We start from the raw sequence: 17,035 nt of genomic DNA on the forward strand, positions 1-17,035 counted from the left end.
TTTTAATTTCGTACTTCATCAAAATACATTATTATGGGAAAAGGAGATAAAAAAACGAGAAGAGGAAAAATAAATTCCGGGAGCTATGGTAAAACAAGACCTAAAAAGTCTTCAAAATCGGTTGTGATATCAGAAAAACCTGAAGTAGCAGAGAAAGCCCCGAAAGCAAAGAAAACAAAAAAAGCCGAAGATTAATCTTCGGCCTTTTTGATAAGTGTATTTGAATTAAATTATTTTCCGCCTAAAATGTTTCCAAGGATATTTCCTAAGCCTCCTCCTTGCTGCTGCTGTCCGCCACCACCAAGAACGCTTCCTAAAATATCATTTAAAGGATTTCCTGAAGATTGCTGTTGTCCGCCTCCCAAAACACTTCCTAAGATATCGTTCAATGGATTGGATTGCTGAGCCTGAGCCTGATTGGAAGCGCTTCCCAGAATTCCGCCCAATAAGTCGCCTAATCCTCCAGCGCCAACATTATTTTGTTGCTTTTCTTTACCTATATATCCCATAATTACCGGAGCAAGCATGGCTAAGATAGGTCCGATTTTGTCAATTGAAATCCCCGTATTCTGTGAAAGTTGATTTTCAACGGTATTTTTTTGACCGCCAAAAATATGATCAAGGATAGAACCTCCCTCACTCTGTCTTGATTCTACCTGAGTAGCATCATCCAAAATACTTCCGTCATGGTCTTTATCTAGTGCATTATTTAAAGCTTCAGCTTCCTGTGCGTCTTGAGACTTGTTTCTAAGGTAAGAAATGATCAAAGGTGCTGCAACCGCTAATAAGGCAATAACCTGATTTCTGCTGATTCCGAATTTGTTTTCAGCTTGTTCTGCAACCTGGTTGCTTGTATTCCCTGTAAGGAGATCGATTAAACTCATAGTTTGTGTTTATTAAATTGTTAAGTGAACCAAATTTATCAAAAAATATTCCTTAACAATTTTTTTAATCTATAAAATATTGTTAAAGTATGTGGGTTTCTATAAGTTGTTGGTTTTCAATATTAATTTTTTAATATCGGAACATTGGAGCATGCCTCCCCAAACATCAAAGATTTTACAAGTGGTTTTAACTGTTCCACCAGTTCTATGTAAGCATTTTCAGGGATTTCTTTATCGGAACACCCTTTCACCAGTACTCTTTTACCTCGGAATTCTTCAAAATCATGAGTCTGAATAGCATTATGCATCAGTATGACCTCCAGATCCTCACGGTCTCCGAAAACTATTTTTTTGGCAACATCCGTAAGTTTAGCGGTAATTAAAAAGTAAGCCCAAAGCGGAACAATAGCATCTGCAGAATTATAAATATAAATGTAAGCATCTCTATATTCTTCCACATCAATTACAGACACTTTTTCACGGAAGTCTTTTTCTTTAAGGATCATTTCCATAAAAAGGAAATCCTTAAGGTCAATCCCTTTTCTTACGCCTTTTGGAACAAGATCGGTAAGATCAAAATTGATTAAACCGCTCTCGGCCACTTTATTCCGGATTTCAAATTCTTCTGACATTTTTTATCATTATCTTTGAACAAATTTACAAATTAAGATTCAACAATATCGTAATTTGTTCTCTATCCTTATTATAGAAATGAAATATTACATTATTGCAGGAGAAGCATCCGGAGATTTGCACGGAAGCAATTTAATGAAAGCTTTAAAGGAAAAAGATCCACAGGCGGAATTCAGGTTTTGGGGTGGTGATTTGATGGAAAAGCAAGGCGGGGTTTTAGTAAAGCATTATCGTGATCTGGCGTTTATGGGTTTCCTGGAAGTAGCAATGAATCTGAGAACCATACTGAATAATATTAAATTCTGTAAAGATGATATCAAAAATCACCATCCTGATGTTTTGATTTTGGTTGATTATCCCGGATTTAATCTAAGAATCGCAAAATTTGCAAAAGAGCTGGGAATAAAAGTGGTCTATTATATTTCGCCGCAACTGTGGGCATGGAAAGAGGGACGAGTAGAGATTATTAAAAAATATGTTGATGAGATGATGGTGATCCTTCCTTTTGAGGAAGATTTTTATAAAAAGCATGGGGTGCATTCACATTTTGTGGGACATCCGTTGCTCGATGCTATTTCAAGCCTTCAGGAAATTGATAAGTATACTTTTAAGAAGGAGCATGGTTTAAATGAAAAAGAAATTATTGCACTTTTACCGGGATCCAGGAAACAGGAAGTAGAAAAAATGCTTGAAATGATGCTTTCTGTGAGACCTCATTTTACCAGTTATCAATTTGTTATTGCAGGAGCGCCAAGTCTTCCTAAAGAATTCTATCAGAAATATGTAGATGATAATGTTCATTTTGTTTCGAATAAAACCTACGATCTGCTGAGATGTTCCAAAGCTGCTTTGGTAACCTCCGGAACGGCTACCTTGGAAACGGCCTTATTAAATGTTCCGGAAGTCGTATGTTACCGCGGGAGTAAAATCTCATATGCGATTGCCAAAAGATTGGTAAAAAATATCAAATATATTTCTTTGGTCAATCTTATTATGGATAGAGAGGTAGTGAAAGAATTGATTCAGAATGATTTGAATACCAGAAACCTTGTTGCAGAATTACAGGCGATTTTAGAGGGCGACAAAAGAAAACAGGTTTTGAAAGATTATGAGCTATTGAGAGAAAAGCTGGGCGGAAAAGGGGCCAGTGAAAAAGCAGCTGAGGTTATTCTGAAAGTCTGATCTTTTATACTTTTATTATTTAATTCAAATTGATGGTAATGGCAAATGGTTTAAAAAAAGTTGTTTTAGTAATTGCATTAACATTTTTTTTCGCAGAAAATTTTGCCCAGAAGAATAACGATCGGGAAAAGGTTCATATCTTCTATTACGGATGGTATGGAAATCCGGAAACAGATCATCATTATTATCACTGGAATCATGATATTTTGCCTCACTGGAGCGACCCGAAATGGAATAACCTTGGAAACTATAAAGGAGGTAATGATATTGGGGCTAATTTTTATCCTGCCCTGGGAAATTATAGCTCCAATGATCCTGAGGTTATTGAAAAACACATGAAAATGATCAAGAAATCTGGTGCCGGAGTTGTTGTGATAAGCTGGTTAGGTAAAGATTCTTATACGGATAAAAGTACAATGAAATATCTGGATATTGCAGATCGTTTCAACTTAAAAATTGCTTTCCACATTGAGCCATTTTATAAAACAATCTCTGAACTCAGAGATCAGCTTTCTTATCTGGTGAAAACCTATTCTTCTCATCATGCTTTTTATAAAAAAGACGGAAAGCCATTATATTATGTTTATGACAGTTACAAGATTTCTCCGCAGGAATGGACAAGACTGCTTTCAAAAAATGGAGAAAATACAGTAAGAAATACAGAACTGGATGCGCTTTATATAGGTTTGTGGGTGGAGAAAGAAGATACACGTTTTTTTGAGACTTCAGGTTTTGACGGATTTTATACCTATTTTGCAAGTGACGGTTTTGTTTTCGGAAGTACAACCTCCAACTGGAACTATCTTTCTCAGTATTCAAAAGACCACCATCTTATTTTCATTCCTTGTGTGGGTCCGGGATATTCGGATACAAGGATAAGGCCTTGGAATGAAGCCAATTTCAAAAGCAGAGATAATGGTGGGTATTATAAGAAAATGTTTGACGCCGCCATTAATGTGAATCCTGATTTTATCGGAATTACATCTTTTAATGAGTGGCATGAAGGAACTCAGATAGAACCTGCTATTCCTAAAGAAATAGAAGGTTTCAGATATGAGGATTATGGGAAAGATCCCTGGATGTATATTAAAATGACTAAAAAGTTAACGGACAAATTTTTACAAAGAAAGTAATCTAAAATCAAAACACAATACTTTGAAAGTTCTTGAATTCATCCCGGAAGTTTAATCTTATTGCCGTTTTTATAGAATAAATTCACGCTTTACTTTTCTCTTTTTAGTGACGTAAAAGCTCTGGTTTAATAATTACAGAATCATTTGGGGATCAATAAATTTATTATTTTGATCCTTAAATTATGGTAATTGAGTAAACAGCCTCTTCTCGTTCTTGTCATTTGCTTTATCCTTGGGATCTGTTTTCAGGATAGATTAATTTTACCCGAAACTTCAGTTTATATCATTGCCGGAATTGGTATGTTGATATTGATTCCCATCTTCTTTCAATCCTATTTTTTATATAAAATAAGACCGTTTTTATTAGGATGTCTTTTTTTCGGGGCGGGAATTGTTTTGCATGGTTTTAATACTGCAAAGACCATTAAGGGTATGGCTGCGTCAAATCCAAATGTGATTTTCAAAATCTCCAAAAAATTAAACTCTACCAGGAAATATAAAAAGTATGAAGCTGTTATTCAGTTGGAAAAAGAATATTTTAATTCTATTGTATATCTTCCTCAACATTATAAAGAACTTGATTTTAATAATTACTACAAGGCAAAAGTTTATCTTACCCGGTTAAAATCAGCATCCTATGATTTTCAGTTTGATTATGCAAAATACCTGAAAAGAAAAGGGATCTATTATCAAGCTTATATATCCGATGAAGTTTCTTCTGTAAAAAGAAATGATATGACATTCGGTGAGAAAGTTTCCCAAGAAAGACTTAAAGTTTTGCAAAGTATTGATAGGATGAAAATGTCTATAAAAAGCAAAGCGTTTTTAAAAGGAATAATTTTGGCCGACAGAACTGAAATCGATCAGGATACGGTAAAGGATTTTAGCAGATCGGGATTAGTTCATTTTTTAGCCATTTCAGGAACCCATATTGTCGTTATTTTCGGGATTTTTTATTTTGTTTTTGTACAACTACTTCCTTTACAATTCAGGAAATCTGCAATTATCCTGAGTTTGACTTTTATCTGGCTGTTTGCGGGATTTATTGGGTTTGGAAATTCTGTTTTACGCTCCTGTATTATGCTGAGCACGTATTTTATTTATATTTTGCTTCAAAGAAAACCCGATTTGTTGCATTCATTGGCGCTATCGGCAGTTATCATATTAATTTCAGATACTAACCAGGTTTTTGATATTGGCTTTCAGTTAAGCTTTGTAGCTGTTCTTGGGATTTTTTGGTTGAATCAGCCTCTTTTGAAGTATTTTCCGAAACAGGATACTTATTTTAAAAGATTAATTTTTAATACAGTTTCCATCTCTCTTTCTGCACAACTTGCCACACTTCCATTGGTCTTATTGTATTTTCATCAGTTTTCATTCATCTCCATTGTGGCTAATTTCTTTATTGTGCCTTTTTCTGAAATAATTATAGTGCTCTCGTTTATCATGACGGCTTTCATTGCGATGGGAATTAATATTCCTGCTGTTAGTATGCTCTATGATATAGTTATTAAGGGACTGTTGGAGATTATACACTGGTTTGCGGATTTTGAAATGCTCTTCTTTGATGACATTTCAATGAATTGGGTTGAGGTAATGATATTATTGGGAATTGTATATTTACTGAGATTTGTAGTTGTCAGGTTTGATTTTAGAAACTCGATGAGATTGATTATGGCTGTTTTGTTTTTTTTCATAGCAAGACTTACTTTCAATATTATTGAGTATCAAAAAACAGAAGTTCTGGTATTGGATTTTTATAAAAATAAAATCTTATTAATAAAGAATGGAAACTCTGCTTGCTTTTGGATAAAGGATCCTTCGGAGAAAGATAAAGTTGTCCAATATATCGTTAAACCTTATATGGCATCCAGAAGGATACATGCTGGTGAAATAAAATTTTTTCCGGAACATGCGCAAAAAGTGATTTATCTTGGCAAAATTTATAAGATAAATTGATTATTAACAAATCTTCTTTTTCCTTTATCTATAATAGTTTGTAATCTTATTTAGAAAGATTACAAACTGGCTAATTGTGAGATTTCTCACTTTTTGATATTGTTAACATTTCTTAATTTTGTGGAAATTCAAATTTAAACTTATATGGCAGGTTTAACGAGTTCTACGATAGGTAGAAAATATGCTATGGCATTGTCAGCTATGTTTTTGCTGATCTTTCTTATACTGCATTTGACGACAAACTTATTATCTGTATTGCCGAACCGTGATATTTTTAATACGGCATCCGATTTTATGGGGTATAATCCGTTTGTGCAGTTCCTGATGCAACCTGTTCTTGGGTTTGCAGTGATTTTCCACTTTGTGATGGGATTCGTGTTGGAGATTAAGAATAACAAAGCGCGTCCTGTAAAGTACGCATCAAACAACGCTTCTGCGAATTCTACATGGATGTCCAGAAATATGATTATTTCCGGTGCGGTTGTTTTAGCTTTCTTAGGACTTCACTTATATGATTTCTGGTTACATGAAATGAATTACAAATATGTAGAAGGAATTGCTCCTGATGCAGAACGTTTCTGGCCGGAACTTCACGAAAAGTTTGCTGATATCTGGAGAGTGGTAATTTATGTGATCGCTTTTGTATTGTTAGGATTACACTTAGCTCATGGATTTCAGTCTTCGTTCCAGTCTGTTGGAGCAAGACATCCGAAATATACTCCGGTAATTAAAGCTATCGGGAAATGGTACTCAATCCTTATTCCTGCAGGGTTTATTTTTATCGCAATCTTTCATTTTGTAACTCAATAATATCAATATACTAGTATGAGTAAATTAGATTCAAAAATTCCAGCGGGTCCTTTAAAGGATAAATGGAAAAATCATAAAGACCATATGAACCTTGTTGCACCCAACAACAGAGATAAGATTGATATTATTGTTGTAGGTACAGGTTTGGCAGGTGGTTCTGCAGCAGCTACTTTGGCTGAGCAGGGGTATAATGTGAAAGCATTCTGCTACCAGGATTCTCCAAGAAGAGCTCACTCGATTGCAGCTCAGGGAGGTATCAACGCTGCTAAGAATTACCAGGGAGATGGTGACTCAACCTATAGATTATTCTATGATACGATCAAGGGTGGTGACTATAGAGCAAGAGAAGCTAATGTTTACAGATTAGCAGAAGTTTCCGCAAATATTATCGATCAGTGTGTTTCTCAAGGGGTTCCTTTCGGAAGAGATTACGGAGGCCAATTAGATAACCGTTCATTCGGTGGGGTTCAGGTAAAAAGAACTTTCTACGCAAAAGGACAAACAGGACAGCAATTATTACTGGGTGCATATTCTGCCATGAGCCGTCAGATCGGTAAAGGTAGAATAAAAATGTACAACCGTCATGAAATGATGGATCTTGTTATTGTTGACGGGAAAGCAAGAGGTATCATCGCAAGAAACCTTGTAACAGGTGAGATCGAAAGACATTCAGCTCACGCTGTTGTTATTGCTTCAGGAGGTTACGGAAACGTATACTTCCTTTCTACCAACGCAATGGGTTCAAACGTTTCTGCTGCTTGGAAAATCCATAAAAAAGGAGCGTATTTCGCAAACCCTTGCTACGTACAGATTCACCCGACTTGTATTCCGGTTCACGGAACACAGCAGTCTAAACTGACTTTGATGTCTGAATCATTAAGAAACTCAGGAAGAATCTGGGTTCCTAAGAAAATTGAAGATGCAGTAGCGATCAGGGAAGGTAAATTAAGACCGGAAAATATTAAAGAAGAAGATAGAGATTACTATTTGGAAAGAAGATATCCTGCTTTCGGAAACTTAGTGCCTAGAGACGTTGCGTCAAGAGCTGCTAAAGAAAGATGTGATGCAGGTTTCGGAATTGAAAATAACGATACCCAGGAAGGGGTTTACCTTGATTTCTCAACAGAGATCATAAAAAAAGGTAAAGAAGCTGCGATCGAAAAACATATTCATAACCCAAGTGAGCAACAGATCTATGACTTAGGTAAAAAATGGGTTGAAGAGAAATATGGTAACTTGTTCGTGATGTACGAAAAAATTACCGCTGATGATCCTTACAAAACACCAATGAAAATCTATCCTGCGGTTCACTATACCATGGGGGGTGTTTGGGTTGATTATAATCTTCAGTCTACTATTCCTGGATGTTTCGTAATCGGTGAAGCTAACTTCTCTGACCACGGAGCAAACAGATTGGGCGCTTCAGCATTGATGCAAGGGCTTGCGGACGGATATTTCGTGCTTCCTTATACAATTGCAGATTATCTTTCTGCAGATATCAGAACAGGAGCGATTCCTACAAACTCGGCAGCTTTTGATGAAGCTGAAAAAGAAATAAAAGAAAAAGTTGATTTCTTCTTAAATAATAAAGGAACCCATTCAGTAGACCATTTCCATAAGAGATTAGGACACATTATGTGGAATAAAGTAGGAATGGGAAGAACTCCTGAAGGATTAAGAGAAGCAATCAAAGAAATCGAAGAAGTAAGAAACGATTTCTGGAAAAACGTAAAAGTTCCTGGCGAAGGAGAAGGCATGAATACTGAGCTTGAAAAAGCATTCAGAGTGGCAGACTTCCTTGAATTGGGACAATTAATGGCTATCGATGCACTTCATAGAAATGAGTCTTGCGGAGGACATTTCCGTGAGGATCACTCAACTCCGGATGGAGAAGCGGAAAGAGATGACGTAAATTATAAATACGTCGGGGCTTGGGAATATCAGGGAAGCGATATCAACGCGGAAGTGTTGCATAAAGAAGACCTGATCTATGAGAACATCGAGGTTAAAACTAGAAGTTACAAATAATCTCCAACCTATAAATATATAATTATGAGTGCAAAAAAAGGCTTACATCTTACGCTGAAAATTTGGAGACAAAAAAATAATAAATCTAAAGGTCAGTTTGAGACCTACAAAATATCAGATGTTTCTACAGATTCTTCATTTCTGGAAATGTTGGACATTTTGAACGAAAACTTAATTAACGAAGGAAAAGAACCGATAGCTTTCGACCATGACTGTCGCGAAGGGATCTGTGGAATGTGTTCCCTTTACATTAATGGTAGAGCGCACGGTCCGGATACAGGAATCACTACTTGCCAGTTACACATGAGAATGTTCAAAGACGGTGAAACTATCGTTATTGAACCTTGGAGAAGTGCTGCTTTCCCTGTTATTAAAGACTTAATGGTAGACAGAAGTGCATTCGACAGAGTAATGGCTGCAGGTGGTTTTATTTCAGTGAACACTTCAGGGAATACTTTGGACGCTAATGCCATTCCAGTACCTAAAGAAGATGCCGATAAAGCAATGGATGCTGCTGCATGTATCGGCTGCGGAGCTTGTGTGGCTACTTGTAAGAACGGATCTGCCATGCTATTTGTGGGAGCTAAGGTTTCTCAGTTTGCATTACTTCCTCAAGGAAGAGTGGAGGCAAAACGTAGAGTTCTTAATATGGTGAAGGCTATGGATGAAGAAGGATTCGGAAACTGTTCAAACACAGGTGCTTGTGAAGTGGAATGTCCTAAAGGGATTTCCCTTGAAAATATTGCCAGAATGAACAGAGAATATATGGCAGCTTTTGTTGACAGAGGATAGAATTGACTTTACATACAGAAAAAAATCGTCTCCATAACGGATGGCGATTTTTTTAGTTAAATCTTTCATAAAAAATACTTTTAAATTGTGTCGGGTATCCCGAAAAACTTATTTTTGTTCAATTATACAATTCAAAAATGAAAAAATATCTTTTATTGTTTATCATTGCAATCTTTGCAATGTCTTGCTCTAAAAAAGTTGAAGTTAAAGGAAAAGTCACAGGCGGATCTCCATTAGAAAGAATCGAATTTATTGAAGCTTCAGGGGTGGCAACACTTCCACTGGCTAATATCGGTTTAAAAAATGACGGTACTTTTTCAGGAACTTTCGAGGCTCCTAAAAATGGGATGTATGTGATTTCTTATGGTGGAAAACAAAACCTGATTTATCTGAAAGGTGGACAAACCCTTAATATTTCAGGAAACGGAGCAACGTTCCCAATGGAATATGTCATCACAGGAGATGCTAAAAAGAATAATGATTTCTTTACGGCAACTCAAAAATATCTTACCAACTATGCTCAGACAGTGAATATGAATGAGCTTATGATGAAAGATGAAAATACCTTTATCAAAGGAGTTCAGAAAGTAGGAGCTGACATCAATAAAAACATTGATGAAAACGTAAAGAAATTCAATCCGGATAAGGAAATTATCAACTGGAAAAAGAATGATGTGTCCAGTACATTGCTATCTATCATGACTCAGTATCAATTGAGACAACAGCAAATGTCCGGAAACCCGTCATACAAATCTTCTAAAGTATTCACAGATTATGAGAATAAACTTCAGGAGAATAAAGAGCAGATGGTGAAAGAAAACCCTGTTTACAGACAATACCTTCTTACCAAAATGAGTCCTGACTTCCAGAAATATGCGGAAGGGAAAAGCAAAGGAAAAACAGATATTACGACTTCAGAATTATTCACTGAATATTTGAAATCTAAAAAAGACCTTTCCCAAACAGCAAAAGATTATCTTTTAGCATTTGTAATGGCTCAGTCGGATATTCACCCGACAACTCCGGAGAAGACAGTAGAAAAAATCAAGAAGATTATTGATGAAGACATCAAAGATGCTACGATTAAAAGCGATCTGAAAAAAATTCAGTTTGCGATCAACGGATTTAAAGTTGGTGAACCTGCTCCGGAAGCTTCCCTGGTAAAGCAGGATGATAAAGCTTACAAGCTTTCAGAAAACAAAGGGAAACCATATATGATTGCATTCTATGCATCATGGAACCCTTACATCGGAGAAGCTACAGTTCCTGTATTGAAAGAAGTGGTTAACTTCTATAAATCAAAAATGAATTTTGTATTCGTTAACGTTGATGATACAAAAGAACAGTTTGTAAAAACAAGTAACTCATTATTAAAAGGAATTACGGGAGCAAATGTTTATGGTAACGGAGGTTTGGATTCTGATATTGCCAAAAAATATGGGGTATATGGATTTAAATTACCTTGCTTTATCGTTGTAGATAAAGACGGTAAAATTGCAAGTAAGCCTTTCTTTAACCTGGGAGATCCTGAATTGGTTACAGTACTGGATAAACAAACCGGGCTTTCTGCTCCGAAAGTTGATCCAAGGGTACAATTACAACCTGGAATGAGCATAGATCCATCGGCAACACAAACGGCTCCGCCGCCACCGCCACCAGCTCAAACTCCGGCTCAGACAAAGTAATAAACTTTAACATAAATAAAGCCCTATCTTCGGATAAGGCTTTTTTATTGTATTTTTGCAGATTGAAATCGATAGGTTTCAATCAACTATATAGAAAAATAGAAATTGCTGAATGAAACCAGGGTTACATTCAACCGTATTAACAATAGAAATTTCTGAATGAAAAAGAAGAAAAACATTATTCTTGAAAATATAAAACTTTTAACTGCAGGGGCTAAAGGAGTAGCCATTGGAAAAACGGAGGAAGGAAAAACAGTTTTAGTTTCAGGAGCCATTCCCGGCGATGTGGTGAATGCAAGAGTAAAAAAATCTAAGTCCAAATATTATGAAGCCGAAGCACTGGAGGTGTTGGAGGAGTCTCCCTTCAGAGTAGAACCGAGATGTATTCATTTCGGAGCTTGCGGCGGGTGCAAATGGCAGAATATGAGTTATGAAAAGCAACTGGATTTTAAGCAGGAAGAAGTGTATAATAATATAAAGAGGATCGGGGGTCTGGATGACTTTGAAACCCTTCCTATTTTAGGATCCGAAGAAGAATATTTCTACAGAAATAAAATGGAATTTTCTTTTTCCAATGCACGTTGGTTAACCGTTGCGGAAGTGAATTCCCAAGATGATATCAATGATAAGAATGCTTTAGGATTCCATATTCCGGGAATGTGGAGCAAGATTCTTGATCTTAAAGAATGCTTCCTTCAGGAAGATCCGTCAAACGCCATAAGATTGGCTGTAAAAGTATATGCAGACGAGAACGGGCTGGATTTTTTTGATGTGAAAAATCAGGAAGGATTCCTGAGAACTTTAATGATGAGACAGAACTCTAAAGGAGAGTGGATGGTTTTATTCCAGCTTTACAGAGAAGAAGAGGAGAACAGAGAGAAGCTTTTTAAATTTTTACTGGAAAAGTTTCCACAGATCAAAACATTAGTATACGCGATCAATCCAAAACCGAATGATTCCATTTATGATCTGGATATCAACATATACGCAGGAGAAGGTTTTTTAATGGAGGAAATGGATGGGCTGAAGTTTAAAATCGGGCCCAAATCTTTCTTCCAGACCAATTACAAGCAAGCGTTGGAGCTTTATAGGAAAACCTTGGAATTTGCAGACCTGAAAGGGGATGAAGTGGTGTACGATTTATATACAGGAACCGGAACCATTGCACAATATGTCGCAAGAAAAGCAAAGCAGGTAATAGGAATAGAATCTGTTCAGGAAGCCATTGATGCAGCTATTGAGCATGCTGAACTGAATGGACTTGATAATTGTACCTTCTACTGTGGGGATATGAAAGATATCTTCAATGATGAGTTCTTACAAAACCATCCAAAAGCTGATGTATTGATTACTGATCCGCCAAGAGACGGAATGCATCAGAAAGTGGTAGAACAGATATTGAAACTATCTCCTGAAAAAATAGTGTATGTAAGTTGTAATTCCGCTACTCAGGCTAGAGATCTGGCTTTAATGAAAGAGCATTACACCCTTGTGAAAATTTTACCGGTAGACATGTTCCCGCAAACCCATCACGTGGAAAATATTGCATTATTGCTTAAAAAATAAATTTACCTAAATTTGAGTATCAAATCTTATTATGAAATATTATAAGTTTCTCATATTCCTGAGCTTCCTCGGACTGCTTTGTTCTTGTGGCGGAGATGACGATATTTGTGAAAGTGGAGAAGGAACCCCCAGAATGATGGTGATGTTTAAAAATGCAGATAATAAAGCTATAACATTGGATTCTTTACAGGTATTTGTAGACTATGGTTCCGGGAAAGTAGATTTAGGCTGGAAAACAAAGGTGGAATCTACTTTGATTCCTTTGCGTGTTGATGATTCTCCATATACAGAAGTATATTTTAAGACTAAAAACAAAGGATCAGAATCGAAAGTTAAAATCGGCTACACCACAAAATCATCTTATGTTTCTCCCGGCTGCGGTATCAAAAAAACGTACGAAGCATTAACTTCGGAATTGCTAATATCAAATCCGGTTCTGGGATTGGAATTGGGACAAAATTTTATACAGAATGAAGACAAGACTAATCTTTACCTTCTTTTTTAGTGTATGGATTACCCTGAGTTTTGCTCAGGATAATAAAAAAGCTGAAAAAGCAAAATGGAAGTATGAGCCCAATTTCATGATAGGTTTTGATGCACTCAATACAGGGGTTTCCTTTTTCTCAGACAGAAAGTTGTATCAGGGATTTGTATCATCCAGAATCAAAGGAAATACGCATGGGATTATTGAAGCCGGTTTTGAAAAAAATATTTATCAGAAAAATGGCTATGATGCCAAAGTAAATGGGCCTTTCGTAAAGTTGGGGGCTTTTTACATGCTCGCGGAAGATGCAGAGAATGAGTTTAATGGCTTCTACGCAGGAGGTAAATTGGCCGGCTCTTTTTATAATCAGGAATATATGTCAGTTCCGGTACGTGGGTTTGGCGGTAGCAATTCTTCTGTATCTTTTCCTTCTTCTTCACAATCGTCCTATTGGATTGAAGGGACTATAGGAGGTAGAGTACAATTGTTTGAATCGAATTTTTATATTGATATCAATCTTCAGCCAAAATATTTAATCTATACCACCAAGCAGGAAGATATTCAGCCGATGATTGTTCCCGGATTTGGAAGGAGTTCATCTAAATTCAATATGGGGTTTGCATGGAATATAGCGTATAAATTTTAAATAGAATTACATAAACTATTGATAAATCACGTCAATGAGAAATCCTTAAGTAATTTACTTGAGGATTTTTATTTTGATATAACTTTTGAAAGATCTGAATGATTTTAATAAGTAATTGAGTGTATGATTACTTATTTAGTATAAAATAATTATCTTTGGAAAATTATATAATAAAAAGTTATGAAGAAAATTTTTACTTCTTTCTTTATTCTTTCTTTATTAGGAACAGCGAATGCACAATGGAGCCAGACTGCTTTTAAGGGAGAAAAAATAAAAGAAGGTTCAGAAATTAGAAATTATTACACCCTGGATCTTTCTATGTTAAGATCCCAGTTAGCCAATGCCTCTGAAATGGGGAACAATGCAAAGCCGGTAGAAGTTTCTATCCCTACATTAGGTGGAAAGGTAGAAAAATTTGCAGTATATAGTTTTCCCGTTGTTGTAAAAGAACTGGCAGACAAATATCAACTGGGCTCTTATGTTGGAGTGGGGATTGATGATCCAACCAAGTATATAAGATTTTCAACGTCTCCAAATGATTTTCAGTCCATGATTATTAAAGATGGAGTATATCAGTTTATTGACCCTGCGGATAATTCCAAAACAGTTTACAGTGTTCATCCTAAAACATTAAAAACAGGTTCTCAGGGGTTTGTATGTACTATGGATGAAGATATCTTATCAAAAGAACAAATTGCTAAGCTATTTAATTCCAATAAATCTAAAGCCTTCACCAATAACCCTACGGATTTCTCAAAAGCTTCTGACAAGAAATACAGAACAATGAGATTAGCCTTGTCTGCTACTGGTGAATATACAACCTATTTCGGTGGAACAATTGCAGGAGCGTTAGCGGGTATGAATAATACGATGACCAGAGTAAATGGAGTTTTTGAAAAAGATTTTGCTTTACATCTCAATATTCAAAACTTTAATAATATCATTTATACTAACGCAGCAACAGATCCTTATACAGGTAACCTTAACTTACAATTGCAGCAAACACTTACTGCAAATGTTGGAAATGATAATTATGATATCGGACACGTGTTTAATGCTGCAGGAGGAAATGGTAATGCAGGATGTATTGGTTGTGTCTGCGTGAACCCTGCCACCAATACTTCATTGCAAAAAGGTTCTGCTTTTACTCAGCATACAACTCCACAAGGTGACATCTTTGATATTGATTATGTAGCTCATGAGATGGGGCACCAATTAGGAGCTAATCATACCTTCTCCCATGCTTTAGAAGGAGCCGGTGTAAATATGGAGCCGGGATCAGGATCTACTATTATGGGATATGCCGGTATTACCAATGCGAATGTTCAGCTTAATTCCGATGCTTATTTCCATGTAGTAAGTATTCTTCAGGTACAAAATAACCTGACAAACAAAACATGTGATGTAGAAACAGTGGTTGCTAATAATCCTCCGGTAATCAGTGCAATGGCAGATTATATGATTCCTAAAGGAACAGCATTCGTACTTACGGGAAATGCAACAGATCCGGAAGGTAATCCAATGACCTACACCTGGGAACAATTTGATAACGCACAGGTAACGGTTCCTGCTATTAACGGGAATAACACTACCGGTCCATTATTCAGATCTATACTTCCTACCGCTTCGCCTACAAGATACTTTCCGAAACTGGCAACAGTAATAGCCGGAAATTTATCTTCAACTGCAGATTGGGAAGCTGTTCCCCTTAAATCGAGAGCAACAGATTTCGTACTTACGGTAAGAGACAACCATCCGAATGTGTTTCAGCAACAAACCAATTCTGCATTGCAGCATATTGATGTGGGCAACGAGGGACCATTCAAGGTAACCTCCACAACCGTTTATAACAATATGCCGGGAGCAATTACCTGGGATGTGGTCGGAACAAACGGAGGCTCTTATAATACACCAAATGTTAAGATAGATTACACTACCGATAATGGACTTAACTGGACTGTTATTACTCCGTCTACTGCTAATGACGGAGCAGAACCGTATTCATTTTCTTCGCTTTCTGCAGGAACGAATGTTAAGATCAGAGTAAGCGCTATCGGAAATGTATTCTATGCTATCGGAAGTGCAACGGTTTCTGCAACTCCAGGAGCCTGTTCTTCAGCAGCGCCTACAGGAGTAGTGGTTACAGGGATTACCATGACTTCTATGAATGTAACATGGACTGCTCTTCAGGGAGCAACGTATTCCCTAAGATATAGAAAAGTAGGATCCGCTACATGGACTACAGTAGCTGTGCCAACAAATTCTTATCAGGTTACAGGTTTAGAAGAAGGAACCCAATATGAGGTGCAGGTAGCCAATGTTTGTGCAGCTACCGTAGGAACTTATTCGGCTTCAACGAACTTTAATACGTTACCTTATGCATTCTGTACAAATAGTGCGGGCAGTGCAGCAGATGAATATATTTCAGATGTTACGGTAACACCATCCGGATCAGCTGCCATTTCAAATCCTAGTGGGGCATCAACCTATACAAACTATACTACTGATTTATCTAAATTGATTACTCTTACACAGGGAACTTCAAATAATAATATCAGTATTGCAAAAGCTTGGACAGCCCAACAATATGCAGAAGGAGTTACAGCTTGGATAGATTTTAACAGAGATGGAAACTTCTCAGATACGGAAATCATTTTTACAAGTTCTCCAAGTGTTACCACACCGGTTTCGGGAACATTCTCAGTTCCTGCAACAGCCTATGCGGGGGGTAAAAATGTGATTATGAGAGTAATGTTGGTATATGCTGGTCAGCCTGGAAATGGCTGCGAAGCTTATGCATATGGGGAGATTGAAGATTATCCGGTGCTTATACAACAAGTATTGGGAACTGAAGATACGATCAAAAATAATGATGGCATCCAAATCTATCCTAACCCGGCAACTGATGTCTTAAACGTTACTAAAGTTTCTGACAAAGCTTCTTATAAAATCTATGCTACTACAGGACAATTGGTAGGAAGCGGAAATATAAGCGGCGGGAAGATCAATGTTTCTGCACTATTGAAAGGCGGATACGTTATCACCATCGAAGAAAAAGGAAAAGATTTATTCAAATCGAAATTTATCAAAAAATAGAATAATAGACTTTTGATTATATAAAACCTCAGGCTTTTGTCTGAGGTTTTTTTATCCTTTAATCATACAAAGAAGTATTGTGGAGTTTCTATAAAAAAAATACTTGTAGCTATAATTTACTAATAAAAAATGATTAG

General features: G+C 36.6%; 14 protein-coding genes. 12 read left to right on the forward strand and 2 right to left on the reverse strand.

Features of this window, described 5'->3' with window-relative positions; translation table 11 throughout:
- The first annotated feature begins 33 nt into the window (after window positions 1-33).
- A complete protein-coding gene (locus BCF58_RS00565) occupies window positions 34-195 on the forward strand; it encodes a 30S ribosomal protein THX (RefSeq protein WP_121459869.1) in 162 nt (53 codons plus the stop codon).
- Window positions 196-230: 35 nt separating this feature from the next.
- Here the strand turns inward: BCF58_RS00565 and BCF58_RS00570 are convergent, their stop codons facing one another.
- Together BCF58_RS00570 and BCF58_RS00575 are read right to left on the reverse strand one after the other, a co-directional pair.
- Window positions 231-884, reverse strand: coding sequence for a DUF937 domain-containing protein (locus tag BCF58_RS00570; RefSeq protein WP_121459870.1), 654 nt, complete (start codon window positions 882-884; stop codon window positions 231-233).
- 122 nt (window positions 885-1,006) lie between these two features.
- Window positions 1,007-1,516: a DUF2480 family protein gene (locus tag BCF58_RS00575; protein WP_121459871.1), complete on the reverse strand. Its 510-nt coding sequence runs from the start codon at window positions 1,514-1,516 to the stop codon at window positions 1,007-1,009.
- A 79-nt stretch (window positions 1,517-1,595) separates the two neighbouring features.
- On the opposite strand from BCF58_RS00575, the gene lpxB reads away from it, so the two are divergent.
- The 11 genes from lpxB to BCF58_RS00630 all read left to right on the forward strand — a co-directional run bounded on the left by lpxB (window position 1,596) and on the right by BCF58_RS00630 (window position 16,898).
- On the forward strand, window positions 1,596-2,699 hold the full coding sequence (lpxB, locus tag BCF58_RS00580) for a lipid-A-disaccharide synthase (protein ID WP_121459872.1): 1,104 nt from the start codon (window positions 1,596-1,598) through the stop codon (window positions 2,697-2,699).
- A 38-nt stretch (window positions 2,700-2,737) separates the two neighbouring features.
- Entirely contained in the window at window positions 2,738-3,832 is a 1,095-nt protein-coding gene (locus tag BCF58_RS00585) for a glycoside hydrolase family 99 protein (RefSeq protein ID WP_121461000.1), read from the forward strand.
- Window positions 3,833-4,021: 189 nt separating this feature from the next.
- Window positions 4,022-5,791, forward strand: a complete 1,770-nt coding sequence (locus BCF58_RS00590) for a ComEC/Rec2 family competence protein (protein ID WP_121459873.1) — start codon at window positions 4,022-4,024, stop codon at window positions 5,789-5,791.
- 144 nt (window positions 5,792-5,935) lie between these two features.
- Window positions 5,936-6,601 carry a succinate dehydrogenase cytochrome b subunit gene (locus BCF58_RS00595; RefSeq protein ID WP_121459874.1) on the forward strand — a complete coding sequence of 222 codons (666 nt, stop codon included), beginning with the start codon at window positions 5,936-5,938 and terminating at the stop codon, window positions 6,599-6,601.
- Between the two features lie 15 nt (window positions 6,602-6,616).
- On the forward strand, window positions 6,617-8,629 hold the full coding sequence (locus BCF58_RS00600) for a fumarate reductase/succinate dehydrogenase flavoprotein subunit (RefSeq protein WP_121459875.1): 2,013 nt from the start codon (window positions 6,617-6,619) through the stop codon (window positions 8,627-8,629).
- A 24-nt stretch (window positions 8,630-8,653) separates the two neighbouring features.
- Window positions 8,654-9,421, forward strand: a complete 768-nt coding sequence (locus BCF58_RS00605; RefSeq protein ID WP_121459876.1) for a succinate dehydrogenase/fumarate reductase iron-sulfur subunit — start codon at window positions 8,654-8,656, stop codon at window positions 9,419-9,421.
- A 137-nt stretch (window positions 9,422-9,558) separates the two neighbouring features.
- On the forward strand, window positions 9,559-11,106 hold the full coding sequence (locus BCF58_RS00610) for a TlpA family protein disulfide reductase (RefSeq protein WP_121459877.1): 1,548 nt from the start codon (window positions 9,559-9,561) through the stop codon (window positions 11,104-11,106).
- A 159-nt stretch (window positions 11,107-11,265) separates the two neighbouring features.
- A complete protein-coding gene (gene rlmD, locus BCF58_RS00615) occupies window positions 11,266-12,672 on the forward strand; it encodes a 23S rRNA (uracil(1939)-C(5))-methyltransferase RlmD (protein ID WP_121459878.1) in 1,407 nt (468 codons plus the stop codon).
- A 31-nt stretch (window positions 12,673-12,703) separates the two neighbouring features.
- Window positions 12,704-13,177 carry a DUF6452 family protein gene (locus BCF58_RS00620; protein WP_121459879.1) on the forward strand — a complete coding sequence of 158 codons (474 nt, stop codon included), beginning with the start codon at window positions 12,704-12,706 and terminating at the stop codon, window positions 13,175-13,177.
- Window positions 13,143-13,802, forward strand: a complete 660-nt coding sequence (locus BCF58_RS00625) for a DUF6048 family protein (RefSeq protein WP_121459880.1) — start codon at window positions 13,143-13,145, stop codon at window positions 13,800-13,802. The genes BCF58_RS00620 and BCF58_RS00625 overlap by 35 nt, the downstream gene beginning before the upstream one ends.
- Before the next feature lie 180 nt (window positions 13,803-13,982).
- The gene (locus BCF58_RS00630; protein WP_121459881.1) at window positions 13,983-16,898 is read left to right on the forward strand and encodes a reprolysin-like metallopeptidase; all 2,916 of its coding nucleotides are present in this window, start codon (window positions 13,983-13,985) and stop codon (window positions 16,896-16,898) included.
- Window positions 16,899-17,035 lie beyond the last annotated feature (137 nt).

The sequence above is a fragment of the Chryseobacterium defluvii genome (assembly GCF_003634775.1).
Taxonomy (GTDB): Bacteria; Bacteroidota; Bacteroidia; order Flavobacteriales; family Weeksellaceae; genus Chryseobacterium; species Chryseobacterium defluvii.